The following is a 14354-nucleotide window of genomic DNA, read 5'->3' on the forward strand; positions in this document are numbered from 1 at the left end:
TCCATTGCTGACCACTGCGAATATCACCATGCAGTTTGGCGCCAAGCCACTGTTTGAAAATGTTTCCGTTAAATTCGGTGACGGCAACCGTTACGGCCTGATCGGCGCCAACGGCTGCGGCAAATCCACCTTCATGAAAATTCTGGGGGGCGATCTGGAGCCCACCAGCGGCAACGTCTCCAAAGACCCGAACGAGCGCATCGGCAAGCTGCGACAGGATCAGTTCGCCTATGAGGCGTTCAGCGTGGTCGATACCGTGATCATGGGGCATGAAGAGTTGTGGAAGATCAAATCCGAACGTGATGCGATCTACGCCAAGTCGGAGATGACCGAAGAGGATGGTATTCGTGCCGGTGAGCTGGAAGGCGAGTTTGCCGAGCTGGATGGCTATACCGCCGAGTCCCGTGCCGGTGAGCTGTTGCTGGGCGTGGGTATTCCGGTAGAGCAGCACTTCGGCCCGATGAGCGAAGTGGCGCCGGGTTGGAAGCTGCGCGTGCTGCTGGCGCAGGCGCTGTTCTCGGACCCGGACATTCTGCTGCTGGACGAGCCCACCAACAACCTGGACATCAACACCATCCGCTGGCTGGAAGGTGTGCTCAATCAGCGCACCTGCACCATGATTATCATCTCGCATGACCGTCACTTCCTGAACAGTGTCTGCACCCATATGGCTGATGTGGACTACGGCGAGGTGCGTCTGTATCACGGCAACTACGATGAGTACATGACCGCGTCGACTCAGGCACGCGAACGCATGCAGGCGGATAATGCCAAGAAAAAGGCACAGATTGCTGATCTGAAGGCGTTTGTGAGTCGCTTCTCCGCCAACGCCTCCAAATCCAAGCAGGCGACTTCGCGCGCCAAACAGATCGACAAGATCCAGCTTGAGGATATCAAGCCGTCCAGCCGCCAGAGCCCGTTCATTCGCTTTGAACAGGACAAAAAACTGCACCGTATCGCACTTGAGGTTGAGGGGTTGTCCAAGTCATTTGATGAGGAGCTGTTCAGTGGTCTGAATCTGACCGTGCCGGTGGCTGAGCGTATCGCCATCATCGGCCCCAACGGCATCGGTAAAACGACGCTGCTCAAGTGTCTGGTGGGGGATCTGGAGCCCAGCGCCGGTCAGGTCAAGTGGTCTGAAAACAGCAACATCGGTTACTACGCGCAGGACCATGCACACGAATTCACCGAACCGAAAAGCCTCTACGACTGGATGGCCTACTGCGGTAAAGAAGGTGATGACGAGCAGGTGATTCGCGGTACGCTGGGCCGACTGCTGTTCTCCCAGAAAGAGATCGACAAGTCAGTCAAGGTGATCTCCGGGGGTGAGCAGGGCCGCATGATTTTCGGCAAGCTGATGCTGCAGCGCCCCAATATTCTGGTGATGGACGAACCGACCAACCACCTGGATATGGAGTCGATTGAAGCGTTGAACCTGGCACTGGAAAACTATCCCGGTACACTGATTTTCGTCAGTCACGACCGTGAGTTTGTTTCCTCACTGGCGACCCGTATCATTGAGCTGACGCCCACCGGCATCAATGACTTCCACGGCAGTTATGAAGATTACCTGCGCTCGCAGGAACAGTGAGCAGGAGAGAGTACCATGTCCGCCTTTGCCGAACTGGGCCTGTGCCCTGAACTGGTCGCCACACTGGACGCGCTGGAGTACCGTGCGCCCACACCGATCCAGATACAGGCGATTCCGCTGGTGCTGGCGGGACATGACCTGATTGCCGAGGCGCAGACCGGTACAGGCAAAACCGCCGGCTTTGCGCTGCCGATGATCGAGCGCCTCAGCCGCACCCCCGCAAGCGGTGATTACCACCCGATTCGGGGGCTGATCCTGACGCCAACCCGTGAGTTGGCACAGCAGGTGGGTGAGCATACGTTGGCATATGGCCAGCTGCTGGGGATGCGGGTCATCTCCATCTTCGGCGGTGTGCGCTTCGACAACCAGATCCGCAAGATGAAACGCGGAGCCGATATCCTGGTGGCAACGCCGGGGCGGCTGCTGGATATGTTGAAGCAGAAAAAGCTGTCGCTGGAACAGTTGGAAATGCTGGTGTTCGATGAAGCGGACCGCATGCTGGACTTGGGCTTCATTGGCGAGATCCGAGAGTTGCTGACCCATATGCCGGCGCAGCGGCAGACACTGCTGTTTTCCGCCACACTCAATGACTCTGTGGAGGTGTTGGCCGACAAACTGCTGCAGAACCCGAAACGGATTGCGATTGCAGTACGCAACTCGGCCAGCAAACAGGTCAAGCAGAGTGCCTACGCGGTGGATAATGCCGATAAGGCGGATGTACTCAGCTTCCTGATTCGTGGCGGCAACTGGCAGCAGACGCTGGTGTTTACGCGTACCAAAAAGCGTGCGGATCAGCTCTGTGCACAACTGCTGGAGGACGGCATCAGCGCGGTTGCGATTCACGGTGATCGCACCCAGCGTGAGCGCATGGCCGCGCTGGCCACGTTTACCGCTGGTGAGGTAAAAGTGCTGGTGGCCACTGATGTGGCCGCTCGAGGGCTGGATATCGAGGCGCTGCCGCAGGTGGTCAATTACGATCTGCCGAATCAGCCTGAGGCCTATGTACACCGCATCGGCCGTACCGGCCGGGCAGGTTTGAAGGGCTGGGCCGTGTCACTGGTATCGCCGGAGGAACGACGTTTTCTCAAGGATATATCAGCCCTGATCGGCAAGCCGCTGCAGCTGCAGCCTGTTCCGGTACTGGAAAACGGCAAGCTGATTGAAGGTGGCGCACTGGCCGAGAAAAAGGCCAACCGGACCGGTCGGACGCGCGTAGCATCATCGGGCAAAAAAGGTGCACAGGGGAAAAAAGCGGCCCGGCAGATGCCACAGGCTCAGCCGGAACCGGTCGCACCCAACCGACCGGGCAAGCGCCCCTCGCTGTTTGGGCGTTAATCACAGTAACCTGTAGGAGTCGAAAGGATGACACCCGCAGTTGATCAGGCCCGCAAAGCGGGTATTGCACACCGTATTCATGAATACAGCCATGACCCTGCAAATGAATCCTATGGGCTTGAAGCGGCCGAAAAGCTGGGGCTGGACCCCGCACAGGTATTCAAGACGCTGGTGGTCAGTCTCGATGGCAAGGCACTGGCGGTCGGCATCGTTCCGGTGGTCGGCAAGCTCAATCTGAAACAGATCGCCAAGGCGGCGGGTGCCAAAAAGGCCGCGATGGCTGATCCTGTCGAGGTCGAGCGTGTAACCGGGTATGTGCTGGGTGGGGTAAGCCCCCTGGGCCAGAAAAAGCGGCTCAAGACCTTTATTGATGACAGTGCCGCTGCTTTGGATACGATACACGTCAGCGCCGGACGGCGTGGGCTTGAGATTGAGCTGTCACCGCAAGATCTGGCTCGGCTGACATCGGGTGTTTTCGCACCGATTGCAGCCTAGAGGTCTTCGCTATTCGGGGGTTACCATGCTGTTGCACATACTGACGTTAACGCTATTGGCCGGACTGAGTATGCCGCTGGGTGCATGGCTGGCCTGCGCCGAACGGATACGCCCGCACTGGCTGGAAAAGGAGTTTCGTCACAGTGTCATCGCCTTGGGTGGCGGTGCTCTGCTGTCCGCGGTGGCATTGGTGCTGGTTCCTGACGGCCTTGAACACCTTGATACAACCGCTGCCCTGTTCTGGTTTGTACTGGGTGGAATGATTTTTCTGTGCATCGATGTCCTGCTGAACCATTTCAAGACCTCGGCCAGTCAGCTGGTGGCGATGCTGGCCGATTTTGTGCCGGAGTCCATTGCGCTGGGTGCAACCTTTGCACTTGGCGGCAGCAACGGCCTGCTGCTGGCTCTGCTGATCGGCTTACAGAATCTGCCCGAGGGCTTTAACGCATTCCGCGAGTTGCGTCATCACACCGGCTACTCGGCACGTCGCATCATTCTGATTTTTGCGCTGATGGCACTGATGGGGCCAGCCGCAGCATGGCTGGGGTACAGCTGGTTGGCAGACTATCCAGCCGTTGTGTCGTCCATCATGCTGTTCGCCGCCGGCGGTATCCTCTACTCGGTATTTCAGGACATTGCCCCCCAAGTGAAACTGGAGCGGCATTGGGGCCCTCCCATGGGGGCTGTACTGGGGTTTGCCCTCGGAATTGCAGGTCACATGCTGACGGCCTGAAGTGGCTGTCGTACACTCTGGTGCCACACCCACTCTGAAGGAGCCAGACTGATGGACGAGTCTTCCGAGCGCACCTCTCTTCATGCTTTGCTGCAGCAGGCCGTTCTGGCACCTTCCAGCCACAACACCCAGCCCTGGCTGTTCCGTTTGAATGAGACGGAGCAGGTGGTCGAGCTGTTGGCCGACAGGCAACGCGCGCTGCCGGTGAATGATCCCGACAATCGTGAATTGCATATCAGCTGTGGCTGTGCGCTGTTTAATCTGCGTGTGGCAGCTGCCGATGCCGGGCTGTCGCTGGATTGGACACTATTGCCGAAACCGGAAACACCGAATCTGCTGGCTCGGGTGCATATTGGGCGTGGTGAAAAAGAAACGACGCTGGCGAGTCTGGGAGATGCTCTGATTCACCGCCGGACCTGGCGAAACCGCTTCAAGCCGGAAGCCTTGTCGGCGGAGTTGCAGAACGCATTATGCGAAGCCGCCCGTGCTGAACACGGCCATGTGCAGTTGTTGCTGGACCCGGAGCTGCGGCAGCAGGTGGTGGAGCTGGTTAAACAGGGCGACAGCCTGCTGTGGCAGGATGAGACCTGGCGTGAGGAGCTGGCGCGGTGGATGCATCCGGGACGAGCCGGTGATGGATTGACAGTACCTCGGCTGGTGGCACCACTGGTCCGGGGTGTTGTGCGCCACTTTGACATGGGTAAAAGCATGGCATCTCAGGACCGGCTGCTGGCGGAGGAGTCTCCGTTACTGGCGCTGCTGAGCAGTGATGGCGATACGCCCCGTGACTGGCTGCAAACAGGTCAGGCTCTGCAGCATCTGCTGCTGGTCGCGCAACAGCAGGGCGTTCAAGCCTCCTACCTGAATCAGCCGATACAGCACGCACAGTTAAGGCCTCAGCTGGAGCAGCATATTGGCGCACAAGGGCATGCCCAGATTCTGTTGCGACTGGGGTACCCCGATGACCGTCTGCCTGCCTCGCCGCGCCGTCCGCTGGACGATGTCATCATCGAGTAAGGGTGGGCTCTGTCCCTGCTGGTGGTTGCTTAATGCGCGTGTACACCCAGGCCTCTTTCCCATCCTCCAGTGTCAGCCGGACTCGCTCGTAGCGAATTCCCAGTCGCTCGTATCGGTCAAGCCGGCGCAGGCTGGTCGGAGACACCTCCAGTAGCTCGCCCTGTGTCACGGCTGTTGGCTCCGTAACCAGGTCCAGCCCTTCTCGACGAAAGCCGGGCAGGCGAGCGGGTGTCGATACGATCTGTTCCCCTGTTACCAGCCAGCGCACCCAGCCATGAGTCAGTGTGCCGTACACAAACAGTCTGTGCTGGCGGTCAGGGTCAATGGCCGGCAGACCGGCTGGCGCCGTGTACCCCCATGGACTCAACAGGTTGTGCCAGAGCCACGCGGGAGGCAGTAGCAGGGTGATAGCCAGTGCCAGTATCAACCATCGGCGTCGGTTAGGGCTTGCCATGTGCTTGTGATATCCCCTTGTGTTGAAAAATGGATATTAAGTGCACCTACAGGCTTTTATCTGAAGTCTGGCTGATTTATGTTGGCTCAGCATAAGGATACTAACAGAGGAATACCCCATGAGTGGTTACAACACCCCATTTGAAGCACTGGGAGAGGAGGGCATCCGTCAGCTTACGAACGCTTTCTATGACTATATGGACAGCGCGCCTGAAGTGGCCGGCATTCGTGCCATGCATGGCAAGGACCTGACACCGATGAAAGAGCGACTCGCCGACTATCTGACCGGCTGGATGGGTGGGCCGCAGCGTTATGCCGAGAAATACGGCTCGGTCTGCATGACCAGTCCGCACAAACCCTATGCGATCGGTACAGACGAGCGCGACCAATGGCTGCTGTGCATGGACAAGGCACTGGAGCAGATTGGCGCGGATGATGAGCTCAAACAGATGTTGAAAGAGCCGATGTTTGCGATTGCCGATATGATCCGCAATCGAGACTGAGTAGCGGATAGGATTGTAAAGATTTAAGCGGGGCCGGTGATGTTCCAGCCCCGCTGATGCTCAGAGCGCCTCGATCTTGGCGTACTGTTGCTTGAGTTTGTCGAACGCGTCCTGTGCGTCGGCAATTTTCTGTTTCTCCTTGGCAACCACGTCAGCAGGAGCGTTGGCGACAAACTTCTCGTTGGAGAGCTTGCCTTCAACACGCTTGATCTCACCGGTCAGGCGATCCAGCTCCTTCTGCAGACGTCCCAGCTCGGCTTCCTTGTCGATCAAGCCGGCCATCGGTACAAGCAGCTCCATTTTGCCGACCAGCTTGGTGACGGACATGGGGGCTTCATCGTCTGCTTCCAGCCACTTGATTTCGCTCAGTTTGGCCAGCTTGGTCAGGGCAACGTAGTTTCCCTGTACGCGGCGGAAGTCTTCATCGCTGCCGTTGTGCAGTAGCAGCTCCAGCTCCTTGCCCGGGCCGATATTCATCTCGCCACGGATATTGCGCACGCTGACGATCACCTCTTTCAGCCACTCGATGTCGGCCTCGGCGGCTTCGTCGATCAGCTCGGCCACCGGTTTCGGGTAGCTCTGCAGCATGATGGTGTCGCCTTCCTTGCCGGCCAGCCCCTTGATCTGTTGCCAGATCTCTTCAGTGATGAACGGCATCAGCGGGTGTGACAGGCGCAGGATCGCTTCCAGCACACGTACCAGTGTGCCGCGGGTACCGCGACGCAGGGCGGCGAGGCGCTCTTTCTCTTCGTCGGTTTCACCTTCGGACTCATCCCAAAGCACCGGTTTGGACAGCTCCAGATACCAGTCGCAGTACTGGTTCCAGATGAAGTCGTACAGGGTCTGGGCGGCCAGATCGAAGCGGTACTCGTCCAAGTGCTTGATCACGGTCTGCTCGGTGCGCTGCAGACTGCTGATGATCCAGCGGTCAGCCAGGGTCAGCAGTACTTCAGTGTTATCCTGGGCGCAGTCCTGACCTTCGGTGTTGGTCAGGACATAACGAGCGGCGTTCCAGATCTTGTTGCAGAAGTTGCGGTAGCCTTCCAGGCGCTTCATGTCCCAGTTGATGTCACGGCCGGTAGAGGCCAGCGCGGTCAGGGTGAAGCGCAGGGCGTCGGTACCGTGGGCGGCGATGCCTTCCGGGAACTGCTTCTCGGTGCGCTTGCCGATCTTCTCGGCCAGCTGTGGCTGCATCATGTTGCCAGTGCGTTTTTCCAGCAGCGCTTCCAGGCTGATGCCGTCAATCATGTCCAGCGGGTCGAGCACGTTGCCCTTGGACTTGGACATCTTGTCGCCGTTCTCGTCGCGGATCAGGCCGGTGACGTACACGTTCTTGAACGGTACCTGCGGCTTGCCGTCTTCGTCCTTCATGAAGTGCATGGTCATCATGATCATGCGCGCCACCCAGAAGAAGATGATGTCGAAGCCGGTGACCAGGGTATCGGTCGGGTGGAAGGTTTTCAGACGCTCGGTGTCTTCCGGCCAGCCCAGGGTGCCGAAGGTCCAGAGCGCGGAGCTGAACCAAGTGTCGAGCACGTCGTCGTCCTGACGCAGTTCCAGTTCCGGGTCCAGGTTGTACTTCTGGCGAGCAGCATCCTTGTCGGCCGCGACGTAAACGTTGCCTTCGTTGTCGTAGAAGGCCGGGATGCGGTGGCCCCACCACAGCTGACGCGAGATACACCAGTCCTGAATATCACGCATCCAGGCGAAGTACATGTTTTCGTACTGTTTGGGCACAAACTTGATGTCGCCGTTCTCGACCGCCTCGATGGCCGGCTTGGCCAGAGTCTTGGCATCGCAGAACCACTGGTCGGTGAGCATCGGCTCGATCACCACGCCGCCACGGTCGCCGTAGGGGATGGTCATGTTGTTTTCTTCGATCTTCACCAGCAGGCCGGCGGCTTCCATATCAGCCACGATCTGCTTACGGGCGGCAAAACGCTCCAGGCCCTGATAAGCCTGTGGCAGGCTGGGATCGAGTTCACGGTTGTCGCTGCCGTCGGTGTTGAACACCTGGGCTTCCTTGCGGATATGGCCATCCAGCGTCAGCACGTTGATCATCGGCAGACCGCAGCGCTTGCCGACTTCGTTATCGTTGAAGTCGTGCGCCGGGGTGATCTTCACGCAGCCGGTGCCCTTTTCCATATCGGCGTGTTCGTCGGTCACGATGGGGATGCGGCGACCGACCAGCGGCAGTTCAACGAACTTGCCGATCAGGCTCTGGTAGCGTTCGTCTTCCGGGTTCACCGCCACACCGGTGTCGCCGAGCAGGGTTTCCGGACGGGTGGTACCGACCACGATGTGGTCTTCACCGGCCGCGGTTTTCACGCCATCGGCCAGCGGGTAGCGCAGGTACCACATCTTACCCTTGACCTCGCGGTTCTCCACTTCCAGATCGGAGATCGCGGTGTGCAGTTTCGGGTCCCAGTTGACCAGACGCTTGCCGCGGTAGATCAGCTTGTCGTCGTACAGGCGGATGAACACTTCCTGCACTGCACGGTAGAAGCCGGAATCCATGGTGAAGCGCTCGGTGGGCCAGTCAACGGAGTTGCCCAGACGGCGCATCTGGCGGGTGATGGTACCGCCGGACTCTTCCTTCCATTCCCAGATCTTCTCGATAAAGGCGTCACGGCCCAGATCGTGGCGGGTCAACTCTTCTTCGGCGGCCAGCTTGCGCTCAACGACCATCTGGGTGGCGATGCCGGCGTGGTCGGTACCCACCTGCCACAGGGTGTTGCGGCCCTGCATGCGGCGGTAGCGGGTCAGTGCGTCCATGATGGTGTGCTGGAAGGCATGGCCCATGTGCAGGCTGCCGGTGACGTTGGGCGGCGGAATCATGATGCAGTAGGCGTCGCCTTCACCGGAGGGTGCGAAGTAACCCTTCTCTTCCCAGGTCTGGTACCAGGATTTCTCAATATCGTGGGGCTGGTAGGTCTTGTCCATTGGGGTCCGTATCTCTGATTCGTTGGCGCTGTCGAAACCCGCCATTATACAGTGCGGCTTTCCCGGGTGACAGGGCTCGGAGCCTTCGCTATTGCAGCAAAGGGGCAGGGGGAGGAAAATGAGCCTTTCAACAGGCTATTCAGGTGCGCAAGGGATGCAAAAACCGGCGATGACAACCGATACCGCCCCCGGGTGGATTGAGTGGCACGGCCAGCGGGTGTGTCTGGGTGGCAGCTGGACGCTGTCTCACTATCGGCATCTGAAGCAGATGCTTGCGCAGCAGTCGTCCCCCGAGGGGGATTGTGTGCTGCAGCTGGAGGACATTCAGGCACTGGATACGGCTGGCGCAACGCTGCTGGCGAACTGGTTCGGTGCGGATCGACTGCGCACCCTGATCGAACAGAGCCCGACGCTGCAACCCGAGCGCAAAGGGTTGCTGCAGGTGGTGATAAAGGCGTTGTCGCGAGAACCGGCAGAGCCTTCACCCAAGCCTTCGCCGCTGATTGCCGCATTGGCGCATCTTGGCCAACAAAGCGAGATCGTGTTCCGTCATTTCTGGGAGTTGAGCGGCTTTATCGGACTGGTATTGCAGACGCTGTTCGGCATTGTATTGCGGCCCTGGCGCTGGCGCATGACTGCACTGGTGAATCAGATTCACGAAACCGGACTCAATGCTGTCCCGATCGTGGCGCTGCTCACCTTTCTGGTGGGTGCCGTGGTGGCCTTTCTGGGGGCGACGGTACTGGGTGAGTTTGGCGCCGAAATCTATACGGTGAATCTGGTGGCCTACGCCTTTCTGCGAGAGTTTGGCGTGATTTTGGCAGCCATCCTGCTGGCGGGTCGAACGGCCAGTGCCTTTACCGCTCAGATCGGTTCCATGAAAGCCAACGAAGAGTTGGATGCATTGCGAACGCTGGGGCTCAGCCACATGGAGCTGCTGGTGGTGCCACGCGTGCTGGCATTGTTGATCACGCTGCCGCTGCTGACCTTCGTGGCGATCATATCCGGCCTGACCGGTGGTGCACTGGTGGCGCTGGTATCGCTGGATATTCCGCTGGGACAGTTCTTCGGCATTCTGGCGGATGTACCGTTGAAGCACTATCTGGTCGGGTTGGTGAAAGCGCCGCTGTTTGCCTTTGTGGTGGCCGTGATCGGCTGCATGGAGGGCTTTAAGGTCAGTGGCAGTGCCGAATCCGTCGGGCGTCACACCACCTCCGCCGTGGTTCAGTCAATCTTTATGGTGATATTGCTGGATGCGCTGGCGGCGTTGTTTTTCATGGAGATGGGGTGGTGATGACAAAGGATATCAAGCCGTCCCCGCTGATTGAGGTGCGTGGCCTGTGCAACCGTTTTGGTCGCAACACGGTGCATGAGCATCTGGATCTCGATCTGTATCCCGGTGAGATCCTGGGTGTGGTGGGCGGTTCGGGTACCGGCAAGTCGGTACTGCTGCGCTCGATTGTGGGTTTGAACCGTCCGAGTACGGGTGAGGTTCGTCTGTTCGGTCAGAATCTGCTGGCATTGTCAGGGGCAAGACGCTCCCGGCTTGAGCAGCGTCTGGGGGTGCTGTTTCAGGGCGGCGCGTTGTTCAGCTCGCTGACCGTTCGGGAAAATGTGGCCTTGCCGTTGATCGAGCATGCCGGACTGAGTCGTTCCGATGCCGAGGCGTTGGCAGAGGTCAAACTGGCGCTGACGGGGCTCGCACCACATGCCGGTGATCTGTACCCGGCTTCACTGTCCGGTGGTATGGTGAAACGTGCTGCGTTGGCCCGGGCACTGGCGCTCGACCCGGATGTGCTGTTTCTGGACGAGCCCACCGCAGGGCTGGACCCCATCGGCGCCGCCGATTTTGACCAGTTGCTGCTGACCCTGCGCAACGCACTGGGGGTGGCGGTGTTCATGGTGACGCATGATCTGGATTCACTCTGGACCGCCTGCGACCGTATCGCGGTACTGTCACAAAAGCGGGTGCTGGTCGCGGATACGCCCGAGCGTGTATCTCGCCATGACGATGAATGGATACAGGCCTATTTTAATGGCCCAAGAGGCCGTGCCGCCTACGCGGCGGCAGGGGAGAGGTAAGCATGGAAACACGTGCACATCATGTGCTGATTGGACTGTTCACTCTGGCGGGGCTTTTGGCGGCGCTGTTTTTTGGCATCTGGCTGGTTCAGTCCGGACAGCAGCAGGAAACACGGCGCTATCGCGTCGTCTTCAACGAGGCGGTAACGGGTCTTACCGTGGGCAGCCTGGTGCAGTACAACGGCCTGCGCGTGGGTGAAGTAAAACAGCTTCAGCTGGACCCGGCTGACCCTCGCCGCGTTCTGGCAGACATGGAGGTCAGTTCCGTCACCCCGATCAACCAGGGGACACGTGCGCGACTGGCGATCGCCAACATTACCGGAGCAGCCAATATTCTGCTCAGTACCGACAACCCGCAGGCCCCCGCACTGGAGCGACCAAAGGAAGGGCCTCCGGTGATCGAGGCCGATCCATCACCGATCGGGGCATTGCTGGGTAACGGCGAAGCGCTGCTCACCGGTGTGAACGAACTGGTAGAGCAGGGGGCTGAATTGCTGTCACCGGAAAACATCGACCGCATTGGTCGCATCATCCATAACCTGGAGCAGGTGTCCGAGGAGCTGGTCGAATCCAGATCGGGGGTGGGTGAGACGCTGGACAACCTGAGCTCAACGGCTGAAGAGGCACAAAAGGTTCTGCAGGCCGCGACCCAACTGATCAGCCATGCCGACCGGCTGCTGTCCGATCAGGGGGCGCCGATGGTGGTGGATGGGCGCCGGGCGATGCAGTCGCTGGCGCAGAGCGGTGAACAGCTGGAACGCCTGCTGAGCCGCAATGCGAGCGCACTGGACAACGGCCTGCAGGGCATGGCTGAGATCGGCCCGGTCATGCAGGAACTGCAACGCAGTTTGGGAACGTTGAACCGGATACTGTCGAGACTGGAGGAAGATCCGGCCGCATACCTGACCGGGCGCCCGCCTGCACCTGAATTCACACCGTGAGGGAGAGTGTGTACATGAAACATCTGTTGTTGACGGGGTTGCTGGCATTGGGCGTAGCAGGCTGTAGCTGGTTGCCCTCGACTGAGCCGGTACAGAGCTGGACACTGGAACCTGCCCCCGCCGTCGTGGGTCAAAGTGTACAGGTGGAAAGCCTGAGAGTACTGCGACCCCAAACCCCGGATCTGCTCAATGGTCGCCATATGCTGGTGGTACCGCAAGGCAAGCCCCCAAGTGTATATGCGGGCGCTCGCTGGAACAGTGCGATACCGGAGCTGTGGCGTGACCAGCTGATTTCGGCCCTGCAGCGGGACAGCCGCTTCAGTCAGATCAGCGGAGATGAAGTGCGTCTGGCAGCGGACCGCGTGCTGGTATCCCGACTGGACGCCTTTCAGACCGAATATCATCAAGGGGTGCCCACGGTTGTGATCCGCGGCCACCTGCAGCTGGTAGAAGCCAATGGGCGTGCCATCCTGGCTGAAACCTCGCTGGATCTCAGCCGCCCTGCCGACAGCAGCGATCTGGCCGATGTCGTCGACGCGTTCTCGAGTCTGAGTGCCGAGATGGCCGACGTCATCAAGCAGTGGCTGCTGAAAGAAACGGCAAAATAACACACAATTTCCCGTGCCGAGGTAGAACATGTCCTACAAAAAGCTGACCCCTGAAGAAGAGTACATCATCATCAGAAAGGGGACAGAGCGACCTTTCACCGGCCAGTACAACGAGCATTTTGAAACCGGTGTCTATGCCTGCAAACAGTGTGGGGCGCACCTGTATCGCTCTGAAGACAAGTTTCCCTCCCACTGCGGCTGGCCCAGCTTTGATGATGAAATTGAAGGCGCCGTTCGCAGAGAGGTGGATGCGGACGGGCGGCGGACGGAGATCCTGTGTGCCAACTGCGGCGGTCACCTGGGACACGTATTTGAAGGCGAAATGCTGACACGGAAGAACGTGCGCCATTGCGTCAATTCCATCTCCATGGACTTCCTCAGTGCCGAAAAACTGGCACAACAGCAGGGCAGCACCCTGAAAACCGCCTATTTTGCCGGCGGCTGTTTCTGGGGGGTTGAGCACCTGCTGCAGCAGCAACCCGGTGTGGTGTCGGTTGTGTCCGGTTACATGGGCGGCCATGTGGATAACCCCAGTTATGAAGAGGTCTGCGGCAAGCAGACCGGTCATCTTGAGGCCGTGGAAGTGCTGTACGACCCGGCAAAAGTTGATTTCGAAACACTGGCCAAACTGTTCTTTGAGATTCACGACCCGAGTCAGGAAAACGGTCAGGGGCCTGATATCGGACCTCAATATGCGTCTGCCATTTTCGTGCAGGATGACGAAGAGCGCGGCATCAGCGAAAAGTTGATTGCGCAGCTGGAAAATCAGGGGCTAGACGTGGTGACGCGGGTGCTGCCGATGGCACCGTTCTGGCGTGCCGAAGAGTTCCATCAAGACTACTACGTGCGCACGGGCAAAACGCCTTATTGCCACCGGTATCAGAAGCGGTTTTAACTGCTCATCCGGTTGCCGGTGTACGTATGCAAAGAATCTGTTTGTGTCTGATGTTGCCTCTTCTGTTGGCGTCCTGTGCGACCACGCCACCGTCCAATGTGGAAAATGCCTGCCGGATCTTTCGCGAGAAGCCCGACTGGTTTGATGCCTCTCTGACGGTTGAGCGAAAGTATAGCCTGCCAATTCAGGTTCAGCTGGCCATCATGCGACAGGAATCCAGCTTCAGGCACAATGCCGCCCCTCCTCGCGACAGCTTCCTCGGCATCCCCATGTGGTGGCGAGTATCCAGCGCGTACGGATATGCCCAGGTAAAAGACGAGACATGGGACTGGTACAAGGACAAGACCGGCAACTGGGGCGCCGACCGTGATGACTACGACGATGCGGTCGATTTCATGGGCTGGTATGCCGACGTGTCGCAAAAAACATTGGGCATCTCCAAGTGGGACGCCTATAACCAGTATCTGGCGTACCACGAAGGGCACGGAGGCTGGCAACGCAAAACCTATAACAGCAAGGGCTGGCTGGTCAGCGTTGCTCAAAAGGTGGATGCCAACGCTCGGATGTATGGCGAGCAGCTCAGAAGCTGCAGACACAGCCTAAAATCCTCACCCTGGTGGTGGCCGTTCTAAACCTCAGCGCCGTCATGCTACAAGCATGGCGCGAGAGCCTGTCAATAGAGTTGGCTGCATTTTGCCGCCAGGCTTTCATATCAGAAAAATAGACCGGCAAACGTCTGCCGGTTCTGCCCATCCCTT

At 58.9% G+C, this 14354-nt stretch carries 14 protein-coding genes; 12 read left to right on the forward strand and 2 right to left on the reverse strand.

Annotated features, from left to right (window positions below):
- The first annotated feature begins 4 nt into the window (after positions 1-4).
- From ACAM29_RS18950 to ACAM29_RS18970, 5 genes are read left to right on the forward strand one after another with little or no spacing between them, the layout of a single operon-like run.
- Positions 5-1591 (forward strand): ABC-F family ATPase, encoded by a 1587-nt coding sequence (locus tag ACAM29_RS18950; RefSeq protein WP_369625083.1) that lies wholly within the window; start codon positions 5-7, stop codon positions 1589-1591.
- A 15-nt stretch (positions 1592-1606) separates the two neighbouring features.
- Positions 1607-2926 (forward strand): DEAD/DEAH box helicase, encoded by a 1320-nt coding sequence (locus ACAM29_RS18955; RefSeq protein WP_369625084.1) that lies wholly within the window; start codon positions 1607-1609, stop codon positions 2924-2926.
- A 27-nt stretch (positions 2927-2953) separates the two neighbouring features.
- On the forward strand, positions 2954-3421 hold the full coding sequence (gene ybaK / locus ACAM29_RS18960; protein ID WP_369625085.1) for a Cys-tRNA(Pro) deacylase: 468 nt from the start codon (positions 2954-2956) through the stop codon (positions 3419-3421).
- Positions 3422-3446: 25 nt separating this feature from the next.
- The gene (locus ACAM29_RS18965; protein WP_369625086.1) at positions 3447-4154 is read left to right on the forward strand and encodes a ZIP family metal transporter; all 708 of its coding nucleotides are present in this window, start codon (positions 3447-3449) and stop codon (positions 4152-4154) included.
- A 51-nt stretch (positions 4155-4205) separates the two neighbouring features.
- Positions 4206-5171: a nitroreductase family protein gene (locus ACAM29_RS18970; RefSeq protein WP_369625087.1), complete on the forward strand. Its 966-nt coding sequence runs from the start codon at positions 4206-4208 to the stop codon at positions 5169-5171.
- Here ACAM29_RS18970 and ACAM29_RS18975 read toward each other — a convergent pair.
- Positions 5161-5625, reverse strand: a complete 465-nt coding sequence (locus ACAM29_RS18975; RefSeq protein WP_369625088.1) for a gamma-glutamylcyclotransferase family protein — start codon at positions 5623-5625, stop codon at positions 5161-5163. The two genes, ACAM29_RS18970 and ACAM29_RS18975, sit on opposite strands and share 11 nt — an antisense overlap.
- Positions 5626-5743: 118 nt before the next feature.
- On the opposite strand from ACAM29_RS18975, the gene ACAM29_RS18980 reads away from it, so the two are divergent.
- Positions 5744-6127, forward strand: coding sequence for a group II truncated hemoglobin (locus tag ACAM29_RS18980; RefSeq protein ID WP_206835782.1), 384 nt, complete (start codon positions 5744-5746; stop codon positions 6125-6127).
- 60 nt (positions 6128-6187) lie between these two features.
- On the opposite strand, the gene ACAM29_RS18985 is transcribed toward ACAM29_RS18980, so the two are convergent.
- Positions 6188-9070 (reverse strand): valine--tRNA ligase, encoded by a 2883-nt coding sequence (locus tag ACAM29_RS18985; RefSeq protein WP_369625089.1) that lies wholly within the window; start codon positions 9068-9070, stop codon positions 6188-6190.
- 169 nt (positions 9071-9239) lie between these two features.
- Between ACAM29_RS18985 and ACAM29_RS18990 the strand changes: the two genes are divergently transcribed.
- Genes ACAM29_RS18990 through ACAM29_RS19015 form a run of 6 tightly spaced genes read left to right on the forward strand, consistent with a single transcriptional unit; the run spans position 9240 to position 14228 of the window.
- Positions 9240-10364 (forward strand): MlaE family ABC transporter permease, encoded by a 1125-nt coding sequence (locus tag ACAM29_RS18990; RefSeq protein WP_369625159.1) that lies wholly within the window; start codon positions 9240-9242, stop codon positions 10362-10364.
- Positions 10364-11152, forward strand: a complete 789-nt coding sequence (locus ACAM29_RS18995; RefSeq protein WP_369625160.1) for an ABC transporter ATP-binding protein — start codon at positions 10364-10366, stop codon at positions 11150-11152. The genes ACAM29_RS18990 and ACAM29_RS18995 overlap by 1 nt, the downstream gene beginning before the upstream one ends.
- Positions 11153-11154: 2 nt before the next feature.
- Entirely contained in the window at positions 11155-12093 is a 939-nt protein-coding gene (locus ACAM29_RS19000) for an MlaD family protein (protein ID WP_369625090.1), read from the forward strand.
- 14 nt (positions 12094-12107) lie between these two features.
- The gene (locus ACAM29_RS19005; protein ID WP_369625091.1) at positions 12108-12701 is read left to right on the forward strand and encodes an ABC-type transport auxiliary lipoprotein family protein; all 594 of its coding nucleotides are present in this window, start codon (positions 12108-12110) and stop codon (positions 12699-12701) included.
- 28 nt (positions 12702-12729) lie between these two features.
- Positions 12730-13596 carry a bifunctional methionine sulfoxide reductase B/A protein gene (locus ACAM29_RS19010; RefSeq protein ID WP_369625092.1) on the forward strand — a complete coding sequence of 289 codons (867 nt, stop codon included), beginning with the start codon at positions 12730-12732 and terminating at the stop codon, positions 13594-13596.
- Between the two features lie 26 nt (positions 13597-13622).
- A complete protein-coding gene (locus tag ACAM29_RS19015) occupies positions 13623-14228 on the forward strand; it encodes a transglycosylase SLT domain-containing protein (RefSeq protein ID WP_369625093.1) in 606 nt (201 codons plus the stop codon).
- Positions 14229-14354 lie beyond the last annotated feature (126 nt).

Source organism: Marinobacterium sp. BA1 (assembly GCF_041155135.1).
GTDB classification, from domain to species: domain Bacteria; phylum Pseudomonadota; class Gammaproteobacteria; order Pseudomonadales; family Balneatricaceae; genus Marinobacterium; species Marinobacterium iners.

What these genes read in the sequence shown, in the direction of transcription:
- ACAM29_RS18980 (WP_206835782.1), top strand. Translation starts at nt 5,744, where the DNA reads ATGAGTGGTTACAACACCCCATTTGAAGCACTGGGAGAGGAGGGCATC.
- ACAM29_RS18990 (WP_369625159.1), top strand. Translation starts at nt 9,240, where the DNA reads ATGACAACCGATACCGCCCCCGGGTGGATTGAGTGGCACGGCCAGCGG.
- ACAM29_RS19015 (WP_369625093.1), top strand. Translation starts at nt 13,623, where the DNA reads ATGCAAAGAATCTGTTTGTGTCTGATGTTGCCTCTTCTGTTGGCGTCC.
- ACAM29_RS18965 (WP_369625086.1), top strand. Translation starts at nt 3,447, where the DNA reads ATGCTGTTGCACATACTGACGTTAACGCTATTGGCCGGACTGAGTATG.
- ACAM29_RS18985 (WP_369625089.1), bottom strand. Translation starts at nt 9,070, where the DNA reads ATGGACAAGACCTACCAGCCCCACGATATTGAGAAATCCTGGTACCAG.
- ybaK (WP_369625085.1), top strand. Translation starts at nt 2,954, where the DNA reads ATGACACCCGCAGTTGATCAGGCCCGCAAAGCGGGTATTGCACACCGT.
- ACAM29_RS18955 (WP_369625084.1), top strand. Translation starts at nt 1,607, where the DNA reads ATGTCCGCCTTTGCCGAACTGGGCCTGTGCCCTGAACTGGTCGCCACA.
- ACAM29_RS19000 (WP_369625090.1), top strand. Translation starts at nt 11,155, where the DNA reads ATGGAAACACGTGCACATCATGTGCTGATTGGACTGTTCACTCTGGCG.
- ACAM29_RS19010 (WP_369625092.1), top strand. Translation starts at nt 12,730, where the DNA reads ATGTCCTACAAAAAGCTGACCCCTGAAGAAGAGTACATCATCATCAGA.
- ACAM29_RS18975 (WP_369625088.1), bottom strand. Translation starts at nt 5,625, where the DNA reads ATGGCAAGCCCTAACCGACGCCGATGGTTGATACTGGCACTGGCTATC.
- ACAM29_RS19005 (WP_369625091.1), top strand. Translation starts at nt 12,108, where the DNA reads ATGAAACATCTGTTGTTGACGGGGTTGCTGGCATTGGGCGTAGCAGGC.
- ACAM29_RS18970 (WP_369625087.1), top strand. Translation starts at nt 4,206, where the DNA reads ATGGACGAGTCTTCCGAGCGCACCTCTCTTCATGCTTTGCTGCAGCAG.
- ACAM29_RS18995 (WP_369625160.1), top strand. Translation starts at nt 10,364, where the DNA reads ATGACAAAGGATATCAAGCCGTCCCCGCTGATTGAGGTGCGTGGCCTG.